This is a genomic window from Kosakonia sp. WA-90 (assembly GCF_039871955.1).
Classification (GTDB): domain Bacteria; phylum Pseudomonadota; class Gammaproteobacteria; order Enterobacterales; family Enterobacteriaceae; genus Kosakonia; species Kosakonia oryzendophytica.
This window is the reverse complement of the sequence record NZ_JBDPLJ010000001.1, coordinates 307,987-325,586: the sequence shown is the minus strand read 5'-3', so window position 1 is coordinate 325,586 and position 17,600 is coordinate 307,987. Positions and strand designations below refer to the sequence as shown.

Annotated in this window: 14 protein-coding genes; 11 read left to right on the top strand and 3 right to left on the bottom strand. The window is 54.5% G+C overall.

Annotated features, from left to right (window positions below; genetic code table 11):
• Positions 1-17 precede the first annotated feature (17 nt).
• From sad to ABGA49_RS01360, 9 genes are all read left to right on the top strand, one after another.
• Positions 18-1,406 (top strand): succinate-semialdehyde dehydrogenase, encoded by a 1,389-nt coding sequence (gene sad / locus ABGA49_RS01400; protein ID WP_347665020.1) that lies wholly within the window; start codon positions 18-20, stop codon positions 1,404-1,406.
• 101 nt (positions 1,407-1,507) lie between these two features.
• The gene (locus ABGA49_RS01395) at positions 1,508-3,097 is read left to right on the top strand and encodes a methyl-accepting chemotaxis protein (RefSeq protein ID WP_061495669.1); all 1,590 of its coding nucleotides are present in this window, start codon (positions 1,508-1,510) and stop codon (positions 3,095-3,097) included.
• A 62-nt stretch (positions 3,098-3,159) separates the two neighbouring features.
• Complete coding sequence (gene glsB, locus ABGA49_RS01390) at positions 3,160-4,086, top strand: glutaminase B (RefSeq protein ID WP_088237505.1); 927 nt, start codon at positions 3,160-3,162, stop codon at positions 4,084-4,086.
• Positions 4,086-4,448: a DUF4186 domain-containing protein gene (locus tag ABGA49_RS01385; RefSeq protein ID WP_061495672.1), complete on the top strand. Its 363-nt coding sequence runs from the start codon at positions 4,086-4,088 to the stop codon at positions 4,446-4,448. The genes glsB and ABGA49_RS01385 overlap by 1 nt, the downstream gene beginning before the upstream one ends.
• Before the next feature lie 91 nt (positions 4,449-4,539).
• Positions 4,540-5,988, top strand: a complete 1,449-nt coding sequence (locus tag ABGA49_RS01380; protein WP_088237506.1) for a GGDEF domain-containing protein — start codon at positions 4,540-4,542, stop codon at positions 5,986-5,988.
• Positions 5,989-6,176: 188 nt separating this feature from the next.
• Positions 6,177-7,169 (top strand): diguanylate cyclase, encoded by a 993-nt coding sequence (locus ABGA49_RS01375; RefSeq protein WP_347665129.1) that lies wholly within the window; start codon positions 6,177-6,179, stop codon positions 7,167-7,169.
• A 107-nt stretch (positions 7,170-7,276) separates the two neighbouring features.
• Positions 7,277-8,245: a sensor domain-containing diguanylate cyclase gene (locus tag ABGA49_RS01370; protein WP_134318216.1), complete on the top strand. Its 969-nt coding sequence runs from the start codon at positions 7,277-7,279 to the stop codon at positions 8,243-8,245.
• A gap of 431 nt (positions 8,246-8,676) precedes the next feature.
• The gene (locus tag ABGA49_RS01365) at positions 8,677-10,128 is read left to right on the top strand and encodes a tagaturonate reductase (RefSeq protein WP_061495680.1); all 1,452 of its coding nucleotides are present in this window, start codon (positions 8,677-8,679) and stop codon (positions 10,126-10,128) included.
• A gap of 264 nt (positions 10,129-10,392) precedes the next feature.
• Positions 10,393-11,307, top strand: coding sequence for a bestrophin family ion channel (locus ABGA49_RS01360; protein ID WP_061495682.1), 915 nt, complete (start codon positions 10,393-10,395; stop codon positions 11,305-11,307).
• A 184-nt stretch (positions 11,308-11,491) separates the two neighbouring features.
• Here the strand turns inward: ABGA49_RS01360 and ABGA49_RS01355 are convergent, their stop codons facing one another.
• Complete coding sequence (locus ABGA49_RS01355) at positions 11,492-12,892, bottom strand: PLP-dependent aminotransferase family protein (RefSeq protein WP_347665019.1); 1,401 nt, start codon at positions 12,890-12,892, stop codon at positions 11,492-11,494.
• Between the two features lie 92 nt (positions 12,893-12,984).
• Between ABGA49_RS01355 and ABGA49_RS01350 the strand changes: the two genes are divergently transcribed.
• Complete coding sequence (locus ABGA49_RS01350; RefSeq protein WP_347665018.1) at positions 12,985-13,464, top strand: carboxymuconolactone decarboxylase family protein; 480 nt, start codon at positions 12,985-12,987, stop codon at positions 13,462-13,464.
• Here the strand turns inward: ABGA49_RS01350 and ABGA49_RS01345 are convergent, their stop codons facing one another.
• On the bottom strand, positions 13,465-14,355 hold the full coding sequence (locus ABGA49_RS01345; RefSeq protein WP_347665017.1) for a LysR family transcriptional regulator: 891 nt from the start codon (positions 14,353-14,355) through the stop codon (positions 13,465-13,467). It lies immediately after the preceding gene.
• A 100-nt stretch (positions 14,356-14,455) separates the two neighbouring features.
• Here ABGA49_RS01345 and ABGA49_RS01340 point away from each other — a divergent pair, with 100 nt between their 5' ends.
• Positions 14,456-15,871, top strand: coding sequence for an aldehyde dehydrogenase family protein (locus ABGA49_RS01340; protein ID WP_347665016.1), 1,416 nt, complete (start codon positions 14,456-14,458; stop codon positions 15,869-15,871).
• A 48-nt stretch (positions 15,872-15,919) separates the two neighbouring features.
• Here the strand turns inward: ABGA49_RS01340 and ABGA49_RS01335 are convergent, their stop codons facing one another.
• Positions 15,920-17,485 (bottom strand): methyl-accepting chemotaxis protein, encoded by a 1,566-nt coding sequence (locus tag ABGA49_RS01335; protein ID WP_134318212.1) that lies wholly within the window; start codon positions 17,483-17,485, stop codon positions 15,920-15,922.
• Positions 17,486-17,600: the final 115 nt, after the last annotated feature.

Below are 17,600 nucleotides of genomic sequence, written 5' to 3'. Positions count from 1 at the left end.
TTTTAAGGGAGACCCGTATGTCTATCACCGCGACAACCCATGCTATTTCCATCAACCCGGCCACCGGGGAAACCTTGAGCGCCACACCGTGGGCCAGCCCCTCAGACGTGGACGCGGCCCTCGAACAGGCGGCTAACGGCTATCGCCAGTGGCGTGTGCTCAGCGTGGCGGGGCGTGCGCAAAAACTGCGCGATGTCGGCGCGGTGCTACGTGAACGTGGCGAAGAGATGGCGCAACGGATCAGCCAGGAGATGGGGAAACCGATCCTGCAGGCACGGGCCGAGGTGAACAAATCCGCCAGCCTGTGCGACTGGTATGCGGATAACGGTCCGGCAATGCTTGGCAGCGAGCCGACTCAGGTTGAGCATAACCGGGCCACCATTGAATACCGGCCGTTGGGGGCGATTCTGGCGGTGATGCCGTGGAATTTTCCGGTGTGGCAGGTGATGCGCGGCGCGGTGCCCATCCTGCTGGCAGGTAACAGTTATTTACTGAAACATGCGCCTAATGTGCTGGGATGCGCGGCGCTGTTGGGTGAGATTTTCACCCGCGCCGGGATCCCGCACGGAGTGTTTGGCTGGGTGAACGCCACCAACGATGGCGTCAGTCAGGCCATCAATGACCCGCGTATTGCCGCCGTTACGGTGACCGGCAGCGTACGCGCGGGCGCAGCCATTGGCGCACAGGCGGGGGCGGCGCTGAAAAAATGCGTACTGGAATTGGGCGGTTCTGATCCCTTTATTGTGCTGAACGACGCCGACGTTGATCTGGCAGTGAAAGCGGCTGTCGCCGGGCGTTATCAAAATACCGGACAGGTCTGCGCCGCTGCGAAACGTTTTATTGTTGAATCCGGCATTGCGCAGGCGTTTACCGACAAATTTGTTGCTGCCGCAGCCGCGCTAAAACAGGGGGCACCGGACAACGAAGAGCACTATCTGGGGCCGATGGCACGTTTTGATCTACGTGATGAGCTGCATGCGCAGGTGCAGGCCAGCATTCAGCAAGGGGCCACACTGCTGCTCGGTGGGGAAAAGGTTCCGGGGGCGGGCAACTACTACCCGGCGACGGTACTGGCTGGCGTGACGCCGGAGATGACCGCATTCCGCCAGGAGCTGTTTGGCCCGGTTGCCGCTATCACCCTTGCTCGTGATGCTGAGCATGCGCTGGCGCTGGCTAATGACAGTGATTTCGGTCTGTCTGCCACTGTTTTTACCGCCGATGATGCGCAGGCTGAGTGGTTTGCCAAACACCTGGAGTGCGGCGGCGTGTTTATTAACGGCTACAGCGCCAGCGACGCCCGCGTGGCGTTTGGTGGTGTGAAGAAAAGCGGTTTTGGCCGTGAGCTGTCGCACTTTGGTTTGCATGAGTTTTGCAATATCCAGACCGTATGGAAAGATCGTTTGTAACCGTATGCGCGCCCCGGTGGGGCGCGCCACGCCTCGCTGTCATGGGGGTGTCATGATCCTTTTGTAGACTCACGGCAACGTTGTGGTTATAGAAGAATATCATGAACTTAATGCAAATTTTTCGCCGTATTGTTCGGCGTGTTACGCCTCAGCAGTTTGGTTTGTTAGCCGGTATTTTCTGCATCATTGGTCTGTTCTCCGCGCTGCAAATCGCCTCCTCATTTCTCCTTTCCGCGTCGTTACGCGAAGCACAGCACAATGAACAGTTAAACCAGCAGGCACACCTGCAACAGGTTCGCGTGGATGAAGCCCGCGTGGCGTTGCTGACGGCAAGCGATCTGCTTAATCGCGCGGGCGTCTGGTTTATGCAGGACAAAGAAACCGGCTCCGAAGGAAGCTGGCGCAGTCTGATGGATGAAACCCACAGCGCACTGGAGGCGTCGCAAAAGGCCTGGCAAGCCTGGCTGGCACTGGATCCGCCGAAAGACGACGGTTTACTCAACAGTTATCAGCTGTTTTACGGCGCGCTGAAAGAGCAGGCGGATGGGCTGGTGAAAACCCAATCGATCGATGCTTTCTTTGCGGTGCCAGCCCAGGCCTTCCAGGCAGACTTTAATGACAACTATGCCCGTTTCCAGCAGGCCAGCGAAAGCCGTGCGGAAACCGGTCGTCAGGCGTTACTGTCCAACCTTGGGCAGCTACAACATGTCTTTGTGCTGGTGCCAGTACTGCTGCTGGTGATTGCGGTGTTGGTATGGTTTGCCATGTCGCGCTGGGTGATCACACCACTGCGTCGGCTGATTGCGCATATCAATATTCTGGCTGCGGGCGATCTGGGAACGGCGCTGCCGCCGGTGCCACGTTTTAACCGCGAGGTTGAGCAGCTTAGCCTGAGCATTCACAGCATGCAGCTTGGACTGCAACAACTGGTGATGCAGGTCAGTGACGCAACCGCTTCCATGGTGAACACCATCAGCCACCTCGCGGAAGGTAATCAGTCGCTTTATCAGCAGTCGACGAAACAAGCGCAGGAACTGACGGATGTGACCGAACATATCGCCACACTGGAGTCCCACGTTGAAGGCAGCACTGGCTTCGCCCAGCAGGCCCGTCAACAGGCGGATGAGGCGCAAAAAATCGCCGCAGGTGGCGATCGCATGATGGATACGGTTAACCAGTCGATGCGCGAGATCGTCGAACGATCGGCTGAGATGCGCAACATTGTCGATATGATTGATGGCGTCGCATTCCAGACCAATATTCTGGCGCTGAATGCGGCCATTGAAGCGGCTCATGCGGGGAATCACGGGCGCGGCTTTGCGGTAGTGGCGAAAGAAGTGGGGCTGCTGGCGCGGAAGAGTAGCCACTCAACGCAAACTATTCAGCAGTTGATTAATCACTCCCTGCAAGGGATCACTGACGGTACGCAGGCGGTGAGCCGCCTTGAAAGCAACCTGCAAAAAGTGACCGGGCTGGTGGGACACTTAAGCGGCGTACTCAATGAGATCTCCGCCGCGACACTGAGCCAGGGGGAGAGTATCCATCTGATGACCCGGCGTTTGCATGCCCTGAATACGGTCGCCCGGCGCACGGGGGAACTGGTATCGACGGCGACGCAAGCCTCTGAACAACTGCATCATGACTCTCATCAGTTACTGCAGGCAGTGGCGCGTTTTCGCCTGCCAGCCTGACGCGATTCATTCGTCTCTGTTATACTCGCAGGCCGTTTTTGGCCTGTGAGCAAGGGGTGAATGTGGCAACGGCAATGGATAATGGCGTACTGGATGCGGTGCTTGCGCAGGTACGTCCGCTGTTGGGTCAGGGCAAAGTGGCGGATTATATTCCCGCGCTGGCCTCGGTAAGCGGCAATAAGCTGGGCATTGCTATCAGTACGGTGCAGGGAGAACATTTCTACGCAGGCGACGCCCACGAACGTTTTTCTATCCAGTCTATTTCTAAGGTACTCAGTCTGGTGGTAGCCATGAACCACTACGCCGAAGAGGAGATTTGGCAGCGCGTGGGGAAAGATCCCTCCGGGCAGCCCTTTAACTCGCTGTTGCAACTGGAAATAGAGCAAGGCAAACCGCGCAACCCCTTTATTAACGCCGGGGCGCTGGTGGTGTGCGATATGCTGCAAAGCCGCCTCAGCGCGCCGCGCCAGCGTATGCTGGAAATCGTACGAAAACTCTCCGGCGTGCATGACATCGCCTACGACAGCGCCGTCGCCCGCTCTGAATTCGACCACTCCGCCCGTAATGCCGCCATCGCCTGGTTGATGAAGTCGTTTGGTAATTTCCATAACGATGTCTCCACCGTGTTGCAAAACTATTTTCACTACTGTGCACTCAAAATGAGCTGTGTCGAGCTGGCGCAGACGTTCCTCTTTCTGGCGCAGGGGGGGCACGCTGCGCACATTTCCTCACCCATCGTTACGCCGATGCAGGCGCGTCAGGTGAATGCGCTGATGGCCACCAGCGGCATGTACCAGAATGCCGGGGAGTTCGCCTGGCGGGTTGGCCTGCCGGCAAAATCCGGCGTCGGTGGCGGTATTGTGGCGATTGTGCCGCATGAAATGGCGATTGCGGTCTGGAGCCCGGAACTGGATGAGGCCGGGAACTCCCTGGCAGGTGTCGCGGTGCTGGAGGCCTTAACGCAACAACTGGGGAGGTCGGTGTACTGATGGCCGATTTAACGCCGCTGTTCGCCCGCTTGTCACGCTCGGCGTTTCGTTCCCGCTTTCGCCTTGGCGTAAAAGAGCGGCAGTATTGTCTGGATAAAGGCGCTGAGGTGATTGCGTCACACGCGGCGGATTTTGTTGCCCGCCGTCTGGCGCCTGCGCAGCCGCAAAATGACGGTAAGCAGACGCCGATGCGAGGGCATCCGGTGTTTATCGCCCAGCATGCCACCGCGACCTGTTGCCGCGGGTGTCTGGAAAAATGGCACAACATTCCACATGGATATCCATTAACAGAAACGCAACAACAGTATATTGTGGATGTGATTTACCACTGGCTGGTCGTGCAGATGAATGCACCGCGCTGAACGGAAGCGCGCAAGGTAAGCATGCTAAGCTATAGGAATTTCCCCTGTGTATCGAACAGAGTGTTGTGCGCGTGATATGGATTAAGATGTGATGCGATCATTATTTTCAACCCCTTTTCGTCCATTCCAGGAAGAGAAACCGCTGAATAACGCCGCGGTGATTTTCCTACTGACAACGCTATTTTATTTTCTGGGCGCCATGATGCGTCTGGTGGAAGAGTTGTCGCTTTTCTGGCCGCTGAATGCGGTTATGGCGGGGGTTTTTGCGCGTTACGCCTTTCTGCATCGCTGGCAATATTATCTGATTAGCTACATCGCTATGCTGGCCTATGATGCGATTACCACCTCCTGGGGCACAGCATCGCTGATTATTAACTTCTCCAATATGGTGTTTATTATCACCATGGTTCATTTGATCACCCTGGAACGTAACCAGATGGTCAAAGCCCCGGAACCGGTGAATGCCCTACGGCTCTTTGGTTATTGCATGTTTGCCGCACTGCTGTGCGCGTTTTTTGGCGCAGTCGGCTCGGTCGGGATTAACGGGCAAGGCTTTTTGCAACTGCTGGCTGACTGGTTCAGTGAGCAATTTTCCACGGGTGTGTTGATTCTGCCGGGCATGCTGACGATGAGCTGGCCGCGTGAACCGTTGCAGTTCAAACCACAGCAATTGCTGCCTATAGGCGCGGTGATAGTGTCGGTGCTGGCGTCGGTGGTGATTGGCGGCGCAGGCAGTCTGGCATTCCCACTACCGGCGTTGATTTGGTGCGCGGTCGTGTATCCGCTGCCGTTAACCAGCCTGGTGACATTGCTGACCGGCGGGGCGGAAATCATGCTCGTCGCCAATGGCGCAATCAATATTTTCGTGGGATCGCCCATGGAAATGCCACACATGTTTTCCGCCCGTCTGGGCATCGCCACCCTGGCGATTTGCCCGGTGATTGTCTCCGTGAGCGTGGCGAAAATTAACCGCCTGATCCGCCAAGTCTCCCTGCGCGCTGATTTTGATTTCCTGACCCGCGTCTATTCCCGTTCAGGGCTGTACGAAGCGCTGAATAACGATGATAAGCGCTTTGCCGACAAGCATGTGACGGTGATGCTGATGGATATCGATTATTTCAAAAGCGTGAATGATAACTACGGTCACGAATGCGGCGATCGGGTGTTGGCCGCTTTTGCCCGGAAAGTGCAGGAAGCGCTGGGAGAGCGGGGCATTGTGGCGCGAATGGGTGGCGAAGAGTTTGTGGTCGTGGCGATCACCGCCGATCCGGATGATGGATTTACGCTGGCAGAAAAGGTGCGTCACTCCATCGAACATTACCCCTTCAAGTGGCGGCAACAAACGCTGCATTTGACCGTCAGCATTGGCTTGAGTAGCGGTCTGACGGAAGCCTGGGCGTTGACCGAAATGTTCAATGAACTGCTGGCAGAAGCGGATGAAAATCTCTACCGTTCGAAAAAACAGGGCCGCAATTGTACAACCTCCAGTAAAGATATTGTTTTTGCCGACGCGCCGTCGCAGGTTTCGTCGGGCCAATAGTTCCTGGCTTTATTCACTCCGCTGATGTTTGATGCAGTTAATATCGATAACTTATTAAATTGCTTGCTACTAATTTTTAACGTCAATACTATTATTGGCTATACGTAGCGGGAAAAAAGCGCGCCATGAACGGGTCTGATAATTTGAATAAAAACGAGCGGATCTCTGGCAGACGTTTTGTCAGGCGCATGTACCTGATGCGTATCCTCGGAACGTTGCTCTGTTTTTTCCCTATTCTTTCCGTGCTACAGGAACTGCAGCGACCGTTATGGACGATCGTCCTGCTCTCTGCGAACGCTTTTCTTTGGCCGACCCTCGCATTTTTACGTGCCCGTCACGCCCGTTCGCCGCTGAACAGTGAACATCAAAACCTGGTTATAGATGCAGGTGCAGGGGGCTTGTGGATCGCGCTGATGGCGGTTAATCCGCTCCCTTCTGTGGTGATCGCCACGGTCCTGCTTACCGACCGTTTATCGGCGGGCGGTTTTATCCTGATGCGCAAAGCCGGTCTGACCATGGTAGGGATCTTTCTGCTGACATGGCTGGCGCAGGGGATGCCTGTTGAACAGGTGGTGACGCAGCGGACAATGTTCGCCACCTTGCCACTGATTGCTATCTATTTACTCGCCTTAAGTGTGCTGACCGATAGCATTGCCGTTAAACTGCGGATGAAAAGTCGCGAGCTTGAACGCATTGCCATGATGGATCCGCTGCTGGATATCGCCAACCGGCGGCTATTGGAAAAGCGCATTCAGTATGAGCTGGAGAAACTGCGTACGACGCCCGGACACTCCTCTTTGATGTTTATTGATATTGATAATTTTAAAGAGGTTAACGACCGTTTTGGTCATAAAGTCGGGGATGCGTTGCTGGTCACGGTGTCGAAAATTTTGCATGTTGCCTCCCGCAAAAACGACACGCCAGCCCGGCTTGGCGGCGATGAGTTTGTTGTTTTACTACCGGACACATCGCCTGATGAAGCACACGCGGTGGCGACGCAGATTATGAATGAGGCGTCGATCATGCCTATCGTGCAGGAATACGCGTTTACCTGTACGCTGAGTATAGGCATTGCCAGCGCTTTGCCGGGTATGCATACCGTTAGTGAATGGTTAAAAGCGGCGGATGATGCGTTGTATCAGGCTAAGCGTCTGGGGAAAAACCAAATTTACTCGCACTGACAATCGCTCGGTATAGACTAAACTTTATGCTGTATATCGTAGGTTGAACGATATATTTCTTCATATCATTGCGAAAAACAGCCTGAGAATGATGAGATAGGCACTCTATGAAAATACCTGCTATTCCCGCCAATGAGGAAAAACGTCTTGCCTCATTGCATGATTCGGGACTCCTGGAGAGTGGTGTTACCGACCGGTTAGATCGCTTAACCCGTCTGGCAAAACGTATGTTTAATGTTCCGGGGGCATTGATTACGTTAGTCGATGAAACCACGCTGCATTTCAAATCCACGGCGGGTTATCCGAAAGAATCCCTGCCACGCAACATCTCCTTCTGTGGTCATGCGATATTATGCGCCGACCCTTTGATTATCGAAGATGCGTCCCGCGATGAACGTTTTGCCGATAACCCGCTGGTAACGGGGGATGCGCACATCCGCTTCTACGCAGGCCATCCATTGCACTTGCCGGACGGGGCGGTTGTGGGATCGTTTTGTCTGATCGACAAGCAACCGCGCCGCTTCAGCGACACGGAGTTCGACAGCCTGAAAGATTTCGCCATGATTGTTGAAGATGAGTTCGCGGTAATGAGCGCGGCCACCACCGATGAACTGACAGGGCTGTTTAATCGTCGTGGGTTTGACAGCCTGGCGAAGTTCGCTATTTTTGGCGCACGCCGCCGTGCGGAGCCGTTAACGCTGGCGTGGATCGATCTCGATAACTTTAAAGCGATCAACGACACCTGGGGGCATGCGGAAGGGGATGAAGCGCTAAAATCAATGGCGTCGGTCATGGCGGCCAGCTTGCGCGAAGCCGATCTGCAAGTGCGCTACGGTGGTGATGAGTTTGCGATTATCTTTTCCGACACCGATGAGCAGGGGGCCTGGATCGCCATGCAGCATCTGGTTGAACAGGTTGAAGCCTGGAATCTCTCTTCTGGTAAACCCTGGAAGCTGGCGTTTTCCTGGGGGCTGAGCGAGTTCGATCATGACGGCAGCGGTGAGTTGCATCCGTGGATGAAGGATGCGGATAAAAAAATGTACGCGATGAAGCAACAGAATAGCCGTGCACGCTAAACCTTAAGTTAAACCTGTTGCGGCGACGCGTGTTAATTTCATGTAAATCAGATAGTGGTTGTTTTTATAAGGAAGAAAAATGACCGCTTATCCTCTTCACGCCCTCTCTGGCGGTGACCTTTCGCTTATGCCCACACTCTTGCGGGAAAAATCCTTCTGTTTCTGATCAGGCGTGGTGGTCAGCACCACGCGCGAGGAGCGCATTGCCTTTCTCTCTTGCAATGCAGCTGGCTGCGCGCCGGGGAGAGCCCGCGCTATGCACTGATGTCGCAGAGAAATGTGACAGCAACGACATTTTTTTACACGCTTTTATAATTGTCTCCACTAAGCAGTCCCATTTTGATCAAAACAGGGTTTCATGGTCTAAAAGTCTGGTAAGTTATTACACCAATCTTCCCAGGTTGTATGACTAATCAAAAAAGGAACCCACTGTGAACACATTAAACCGTCGCAACTTTCCCGGCGCTGAATACCCTGAGCGTATTATTCAGTTCGGCGAAGGGAATTTTTTGCGCGCTTTTGTCGACTGGCAAATCGATCTGCTGAACGAGCACACCGACCTCAACGCCGGTGTGGTGGTTGTTCGCCCGATCCAGAGTGATTTCCCGCCGTCCCTGAGTACTCAGGATGGCCTTTACACCACCATCATTCGTGGTCTGAACGAGCAGGGTGAAGCGGTGAGTGATGCCCGCGTGATCCGCTCCGTGAACCGCGAAATCAGCGTGTATGCGCAGTATGACGAGTTTCTGAAACTGGCGCACAACCCGGACATCCGCTTTGTATTCTCTAACACCACGGAAGCGGGCATCAGCTATCATGCCGGGGACAAATTCGACGATGCGCCTGCGGTGAGTTATCCGGCGAAACTGACCCGTCTGCTGTTCGAACGTTTCAGCCATTTTTCTGGCGCAGTCGACAAAGGCTGGGTGATCATTCCGTGTGAACTGATTGATTATAATGGCGACGCGTTACGCGAACTGGTACTGCGTTATGCGCAAGAGTGGGCGCTGGGTGCTGAATTTATTCAGTGGCTGGATAACGCGAACGCCTTCTGCTCCACGCTGGTGGACCGTATCGTAACCGGTTATCCGCGTGATGAAGTGGCGAAACTGGAAGCGGAACTGGGCTATCAGGATAGCTTCCTCGACACGGCGGAACACTTTTATCTGTTTGTGATCCAGGGGCCGAAAACGCTGGCGTCTGAACTGCGCCTCGACAAATTCCCACTGAACGTGCTGATTGTCGACGATATTAAACCGTACAAAGAGCGTAAAGTGGCGATCCTCAACGGTGCGCACACTGCGCTGGTGCCGGTGGCCTATCAGGCAGGGCTGGACACTGTTGGCGAGGCGATGAACGACACGGAAATTTGCGCGTTTGTAGAGAAAGCGATTTACCAGGAGATAATCCCGGTGCTGGATCTGCCGCGCGATGAGCTGGAATCGTTCGCCAGCGCGGTAACGGGGCGCTTCCGTAACCCGTACATCAAACACCAGTTGCTCTCCATTGCGCTCAACGGTATGACCAAGTTCCGTACCCGTATTCTGCCGCAACTGCTGGCAGGGCAGAAAGCCACCGGTAAACTGCCAGCACGCCTGACGTTTGCGCTGGCGGCGCTGATTGCTTTCTATCGTGGCGAGCGTAACGGACAGGCTTATCCGGTGCAGGATGATGCGCACTGGATTGCGCGTTATCAGCAACTGTGGAGCCAGCATGGCGATCGCCAGATCAGCACCAGCGAGCTGGTTAAAGCGGTTCTGTCGGTGAGCGACCATTGGGAACAGGATCTGACGAAAGTCGCCGGTCTGGTTGAGCAAGTGTCGCTGGATCTGGATGCCATACTGCTGCAAGGCATGCGTGAAGCCGTGAAGCCGTTGTGCTGATCCTGAACGCAGCATGCAGATAAACGCGAACCCGACTCCGGTCGGGTTTTTTTATGCTTTCTGACCGGCTACGTTAGCGTCCCTGACGGGTTTTATCATCATTAGTTACAACATACTTTTGAATAGTTGTATAACAGGTTTCAGTGACTTCTGTGCCAGCCATCTTCGTCTGGCATGTCGCTTTGTCACAATTCATTAGCATCCTTGCAACCGTGATGGCGATCACGTTTAATAGTGCAGCTCTCTCTTTGCATACGACTCAACATGATTGTCCGACCTGAACAACACTGGCTTACGCGTCTTTTCGTCTGGCACGGTTCGGTGCTGCCGAAAATTACCTCCCGACTGGTGATGAACTTCCTGCTCTCTATCGCCGTGATCTGGATGCTCCCTTGGTATACCTCGCTGGGTATCAAACTGACTGTCGCGCCGTTCAGTATCCTTGGCGTGGCGATTGCCATCTTCCTTGGTTTTCGTAACAACGCCTGCTTTGCCCGCTATAGCGAAGCACGATTGTTATGGGGACAACTGATGATCGCCTCGCGTTCGTTGCTGCGAGAAGTGAAAACCACGCTGCCGGATGACGACGGCGTGGCGCATTTTATCCGCTTGCAAATTGCCTTTGCGCATTGTCTGCGTATGACATTGCGCCGTAAGCCCCAGGGTGAAGTGCTGGCAAACTATCTGAGCGGGCAGGAACTCCGGACGGTGCTCAATGCCCATTCGCCAGCTAACCGCATTCTGTTATTAATGGCGGAGTGGTTGGGGGAGCGCCGGGCGAAGGGCACCTTGTCAGACATTCTGTTCCACAGCATCACGCAGCGTTTACATGACATGTCCGCAGTGCTTTCCGGGTGTGAACGCATTTTTACCACACCGCTGCCGTTTGCTTATTCACTGATTCTGCATCGTACGGTTTACCTGTTTTGCATCATGTTGCCGTTTGCGCTGGTGGTGGATTTGCACTTTATGACGCCGTTTGTCTCGGTGCTGATCTCCTACACCTTTATCTCGCTTGATACGCTGGCGGAGGAGTTGGAAGACCCGTTTGGTGAAGAGGATAACGATCTGCCGCTGGATGCCATCTGCAATGCCATTGAGATCGATTTGTTGCAAATGAACGATGCCGATGTGCTTCCGCACAAAATGACACCAGGCAAAAACTATCAACTAACCTAAACTTTTTCTGAGAGAGTAAGAAATCATTAAGATCTGCCCTGTTAAATGGCGATACCACCATACAGAGGGACATGCGATGGAAATGTCAGATAAAACGGTTTCGTTAGCGGTGACACTGGTTATCAGCTTATCTCTTCTGGCAACAGCGTGGGATCTCTCCCTCGTCAGTTGCCTTCCATGATCGTTATTCAACGCTGAGCAGCGCCCGCGTTTCCTGCGCCGGGCGCTGTAATAGCGCGACCGCTTCTTGCGCCGATCGCACATTCGTATAACCCATAATTAAACCGTAGCGCTTAGGGTTCTGGTTATACCACCGGGAGAGTGGGCTGACCTGCAACTGGTGTTGCTGCCAGATTTGCGCCAGTCGGACGTCCTGTGTGCTGGTGCGCAACAACGCAATGATGTGCATTCCGCCGTCGCTCACTTCAATGTTAAACATCCCTGGATAAACCTGCTCCAGCGCAGCCAGCATGGTTTTTCTGCGTTGCGAGTAGAGCGTGCGCATTTTTTTCAGGTGGCGGAAAAAGTTGCCTTCCCCCATAAATGCGGCGAGGATTTTTTGTGTCAGCACGGGCTGGCCGCTTTCCGTCAGTTCCCCGGTTTCGCGAAACTGCGCCACGCAAGCGCGCGGCATCACCAGATAACTGATGCGCAGTGCAGGCATCACCGTTTTACTGAATGTGCCCAAATAAATCACCCGATCCTGCGTATCGAGGCTTTTTAAGGCAGGCAGGACCTTGCGGGTATAGTGAAATTCGCCGTCGTAATCATCTTCGATAATCCAGCTTTCATTCTGCTGCGCCCAGTCCAGTAATTGCTGTTTACGCGGCAGTGAAAGGGTGACAGCAAGTGGGCTTTGATGTGACGGTGTCACAAAAACAAAGCGCGCATCGCGGTGATACTGTTGTATGTAATCAACCTTCAACCCGTGGTTATCCACTGGCGCAAAGTGCAGATTGCTGGCAATACGCTTAAGGGTTTGCTGACCGAAATAGTAGCCGGGATCTTCAAACAGCACTTTGTCGTCGGGTTTGCCCAGTGCGCTGAGAATCAATCGCAGGTTATGGTTATACCCGCTAGTGATAAATATCTGATCCGCTGAGCAGGAAAGCCCACGCGAAATATTGACGTAATGGGCAATCGCTTCACGCAACGGCGCATAGCCCATCAACGGCGGATTGGTCATTTCCACCGGCTGCATTGATCGCACCGCCTTGCCGCTCAGCAGCAGCCATTTCTTGTAGGGAAAGGCATCCAGCGACGGAATGCCAAGGCGCAAAAAGCCCGATTGATCGCGGAGCGTCTCCGCCATACTGAGGGGGAGATCACCGTTTTGCGCTGTCGGCAGGTTTTTTTTCTCACCGCCGAGTGACAAGTCCGGATTAACCCGTGTACCACGTGCGCCCTGGCTTACCAGATAACCTTCACCGACCAGTATTGCCCACGCCGTCTCCACTGTTTTACGCGCAACCCCTAATTCGCTTGCCAGCACGCGCACCGACGGCACTTTATCACCCGGTTTCAGCAATCCGCTGGTGATGCTGTGGCGATACTGCTCGTAAATGGTTTTGTAACCGGGTTTCATGTCCTACCTTGATTTTCACATTTTGCGTCTTTTTAGTATGCCATAAGTCGGTAGTATAGCGGCTGTTGAATCAATAAATGAGGTAAATGATTATGAGCACCCGCGTGAATCTCTTTCAGACCGCACCTTCGCTAATCAAAACTCTGGGTGATGCCAGCCAGGCATCGCACAACAGCAGCCTTGATACCGCCATTAAAAATCTTGTTGATGTTCGCGCATCGCAACTGAATGGCTGTACCTTCTGCCTCGATATGCATGTCAAACAGGCGAAAGTGCACGGCGAGCGTGAGTTGCGTCTTTACCATGTTGCGGTCTGGCGTGAGTCGCCGCTGTTTACCGCAAAAGAGCGGGCGGCGCTGGCACTAACCGAAGCGTTGACACGCCTCGGGGAGCAGGGTGTCAGTGATGAGCTGTACCGTGAAGTGCGTGAGCATTTCAGTGAGGTGGAAGTGGCTGAACTTGCATTCGCTATCGCTATCATTAATAGCTGGAATCGGTTAATGGTGCTGCAACAGACCTTACCCGGTGCGCTGGACAAAGCCTACGGCCTGGATCGCGCGCATCTCGAGTAATTAAACCGCTTCGCGGATAAAGGCGATAAACGCTTGCAGCCCCAGCGGGATATGGCGATGTCCCGGATAATACAGACACAGCCCCTTAAAGGGGTGTGTCCACGCATCCAGCACGCTAACCAGCCGACCGCTACGCAGATCGTCTTCAATATAGAACCCTGGTAAGAAACCTACGCCCAGCCCGGCGCGCACCGCCGCGATCGAGGTAAACAGGTCGGTTGTCGCCAGCCGGGCGGGAACGGCAATCGCGTAATGCTGACCATGGCGCGATAGCTCCCAACGGTAAATCCCACCGTGCGACATGCGCATGCAAATCCCCTGATGCTGATACAAATCCTCCGGTGTTTGCGGTGTACCGTGCGCAGCAAACCATTCCGGCGTGGCCACAACCCGCATGTGAATATCCGGCGTCAGGGGGACGGCAATCATATCCTGCGGGATCGACTCGGCCAGGCGAATGCCTGCATCATACCCTTCGGCGACGATATCGATCATCCGGGCTTCGCTGGCGATTTCGAGGCGCATCAAGGGATAACGGGCAAGAAAACGCACCAACAGATCATCAAGAAAAAGCTGTCCTACCGCCTGAGGTACATTAATGCGCAACGTGCCGGACGGCTCGTCAGCGACGCTGTGGATCTCTTCCGTGGCATGACGAATCTCCTGCAAGGCCGGGCCTACTCGTGCCACAAAACGTTGCCCGGCCTCGGTCAGCGCGACGCTGCGGGTAGTACGGTGAAATAGCCGCACATCCAGACGGCTTTCCAGCCCGGCAATGGCATTACTGACGGCGGTCGCCGACATACCCAGTTCTCTGGCCGCGGCGCGGAAACTGCCCTGGCGCATAACCGCCATCACCACTTCCAGCTCAATCAACCCTGAACGATGCATAGATTATCCCGAAAATCGAAACAACCTTTGCAGCATAGCGTGGATTATCGGCGCGATAAAGCTATGACACACTGGACACACGTTACAGAAGGAGGTTTCCATGCAATCTGTCGAACATATTTCCATTAACGGCGAATGGGTGACGCCGCAAGGCACAGAACGTTTTGACCTGTTTAATCCGGCGACTGGCGACGTCACTGGTCAGGTGCGTCTGGCAAACGAAGCCGATGCGCTGAACGCCATTGCCGCAGCAAAAGCCGCGTTTCCAGCCTGGTCGCAGACCCGTGTCGGGGAGCGAGTCGCGGCGCTGACGCGCATGCGTGAGGCATTAGCGGCGTGTGAAGAGGAGTTATTGCAGGCCATTGTGCAGGAGTATGGCGCGCCTGCCGCCCGCGCAGTCTGGATGGCACGCTACCCTGTGGCGGTTATCGATCAGGTGATAAGCGATCTGCAGCAGTTTGTGTTTACCTCACAGGTTGGCCACGCGCGTGTGGAGATGACGCCGCTGGGGGTGGCCGGTCTTATCACTCCGTGGAACAGCAATGCGGGATTTATCTGCGGCAAGCTTGCCGCCGCGTTGGCGGCGGGGTGTACGGCGGTGATCAAACCCAGCGAGATGAGCGCATGGCAAACCCAGGTGGTGACTCGCGCATTGCATCAGGCGGAACTGCCGCCCGGCGTGTTTAATATTGTCACCGGGCGCGGCGAGGTGGTGGGCGAGGTGATGAGCCGCCACCCGGATATCGCAAAAATTTCGTTCACCGGCTCAACCATGACGGGCAAAGCGATCCTGCGTAATGCCGCTGACACCTTTAAACGGGTTACTTTGGAGCTGGGCGGTAAATCGCCCACCCTGATCCTGGATGATGCCGATCCCGCCACCGCCGTGCCTTTAGCGATACAGGCGGGGTTTATTAACAGCGGTCAGGCCTGTATTGCTGGCACGCGTATTCTGGTGCCGAATTCACGTAAGGCCGAGTATGAAGCGGCGTTGGCGCAGGCGGTTGTGGCGGTAAAATCAGGCGACCCGCACGATCCGGCTAACGATATCGGGCCGATGGTCAGTGAAAAACAGTGGCAGCGTGTGCAGTCGTACATTCGCCTTGGGCAGCAGGAAGGGGCGCGAGTACTGGCGGGAGGTGAAGGGCGGCCGGAAAATAGCGGGCAGGGGTGGTTTGTCCGCCCGACGTTGTTTACGGATGTGGAGAACACAATGCGCATTGCCCGTGAAGAGATTTTTGGCCCGGTGTTATCGGTGATCGGTTATCAGGATGATGCGCATGCGGTAGCGATCGCCAATGACACGGATTATGGATTAAGTGCGTTGGTACTGGGTCGCGATGTTGAACGTGCACAGCAGGTGGCGGCGCAAATTCACGCCGGGCGTGTGCAGGTGAACACGCTGGCGCATGAGGCCGGTGCGCCGTTCGGTGGTTTTAAACACTCAGGCATTGGGCGGGAAATGGGGCGCTGGGGATTAGCGGCGTTTATGGAGCCGAAAACCCTCGTCATGTAACGGAAGAACAGGCCCGATGGCATCCTGCATCATCGGGCCTGTGCGGCATTAACGCGCCAACTGGAAGAAGCGTACGGAATCGCGGAGGATTTCGCTTTGCTCGGTCATGGACTGGGCGGCGACAGCCGCTTGTTCCACCAGAGTGGCGTTCTGTTGGGTCACCTGGTCCATCTGTTCAATTGCCACGCTAATTTCCTTGATCCCCTGGTGCTGTTCCGTTGAGGCGGCAGAAATTTCCGCCACGATATCGGTCACCTTGTTTACCGACGTCACGATATCTTCCATCGCGCGGCTGGCTGTATCAGCAAAGCGTGAACCATCAGTGATCTTCTCCACCGTTCCTTCAATCAACTGCTTGATCTCTTTTGCCGCATCGGCGCTTTTCTGCGCCAGGTTGCGCACTTCGCCGGCGACCACCGCAAAGCCTTTACCCTGTTCGCCTGCGCGCGCAGCTTCAACCGCGGCGTTAAGCGCCAGGATATTGGTCTGGAAGGCAATCCCTTCAATCACCGAGATAATATCGACAATTTTCTGCGAGCTATCGGAGATTTCATGCATGCGTTTCAGCATGTCATGCACCTCTTTGCCGCCTTTAACCGCCGTTTGTGATGTCTCACGTGCCAGATCGCTGGCTTTACGGGCGTTTTCGGCGTTGCTCTTCACGTTTTCCGTGATTTGCTGCATGTTCGACGATGTTTGCACCAGCGATGCGGCTTGTTCTTCGGTACGCTGCGACAGATCGTTGTTGCCTTCGGCAATTTCACTGGCGGCATGGGAGATAGATTCGCTGCCGTTAATAATGCCGTTAATGATCTCCGCCAGTTTGCTGTTCATAAACTTAATGGTCGCCAGCAAACTTTGGCTGTCGTTATCGCGTAGCGTGACATCCGCGCTCAGATTACCGGCGGCAATCGCTTTCATGATCGAAACCGCATAGGCCGGTTCGCCGCCCAACTGACGCGCCAGATTGCGAGAGATAAAGAGGGCGATCACACCTGTGGCAATCAGGGCCAGCAGCAGTAAACCACTCAGCAGGTATAAGGCCTGGTTATAACCTGCTTGCGAAGCATCGCCCGCTTTATCGCCCAGCGCCAGTTCCATATCCACCAGCGTAGCCAGATCTTTCATTAACTGGGTACGGTATTTGGCGGAGACAGCGCCGCTGATTTTGGAGGCTTCATCCGCATTGCCACTGCTTACTGCGTCGATCACTTTGGCGTTAACGTCGACAAAGTTTTTAAAGTTATCGACCACTGTCGCAAACAGGGCACGCATCTCTTGCGGCGCATCGGCGGAGGCTTTGGCGTACTGCTGCTCTGCATTCAGGAATATGGCCTGGTTTTGCAGTAATTCTCCCCGATGCTGCTCGCGAGATTCCGGCGTAGTAGAGGTGATGTACTGAATCTGTTGCAAGCGCATTTCGGATAATACGCCACGCATTTCAAGGGAATAGCGAACACCAGGCATGCGGTTTTCGCGGAATTTATCAATATGGTGATTACTGGTGTTGAGCTGATAAATAGACACAACGCCCAACAGCAACATCATCACAATCAGGATGGAGAAGCCGATGAGCAGTTTGGTCAGAACAGTTGCCTGCGCTATTTTTTTCATAATCCTACGCTATATAAAGAAAGGAATTATTAATAACGGCAATATTTCTGAAAATATTGATCTTTTTATCTGATCTTAATCACATTACGCTATGATTTTTGTGCAACGGCACATG

Bases quoted from the DNA above. Each gene is read 5' to 3' on its own strand.
- sad (WP_347665020.1), top strand. From the start codon at position 18: ATGTCTATCACCGCGACAACCCATGCTATTTCCATCAACCCGGCCACC.
- ABGA49_RS01395 (WP_061495669.1), top strand. From the start codon at position 1,508: ATGAACTTAATGCAAATTTTTCGCCGTATTGTTCGGCGTGTTACGCCT.
- ABGA49_RS01385 (WP_061495672.1), top strand. From the start codon at position 4,086: ATGGCCGATTTAACGCCGCTGTTCGCCCGCTTGTCACGCTCGGCGTTT.
- ABGA49_RS01380 (WP_088237506.1), top strand. From the start codon at position 4,540: ATGCGATCATTATTTTCAACCCCTTTTCGTCCATTCCAGGAAGAGAAA.
- ABGA49_RS01375 (WP_347665129.1), top strand. From the start codon at position 6,177: ATGTACCTGATGCGTATCCTCGGAACGTTGCTCTGTTTTTTCCCTATT.
- ABGA49_RS01370 (WP_134318216.1), top strand. From the start codon at position 7,277: ATGAAAATACCTGCTATTCCCGCCAATGAGGAAAAACGTCTTGCCTCA.
- ABGA49_RS01360 (WP_061495682.1), top strand. From the start codon at position 10,393: ATGATTGTCCGACCTGAACAACACTGGCTTACGCGTCTTTTCGTCTGG.
- ABGA49_RS01355 (WP_347665019.1), bottom strand. From the start codon at position 12,892: ATGAAACCCGGTTACAAAACCATTTACGAGCAGTATCGCCACAGCATC.
- ABGA49_RS01350 (WP_347665018.1), top strand. From the start codon at position 12,985: ATGAGCACCCGCGTGAATCTCTTTCAGACCGCACCTTCGCTAATCAAA.
- ABGA49_RS01345 (WP_347665017.1), bottom strand. From the start codon at position 14,355: ATGCATCGTTCAGGGTTGATTGAGCTGGAAGTGGTGATGGCGGTTATG.
- ABGA49_RS01340 (WP_347665016.1), top strand. From the start codon at position 14,456: ATGCAATCTGTCGAACATATTTCCATTAACGGCGAATGGGTGACGCCG.
- ABGA49_RS01335 (WP_134318212.1), bottom strand. From the start codon at position 17,485: ATGAAAAAAATAGCGCAGGCAACTGTTCTGACCAAACTGCTCATCGGC.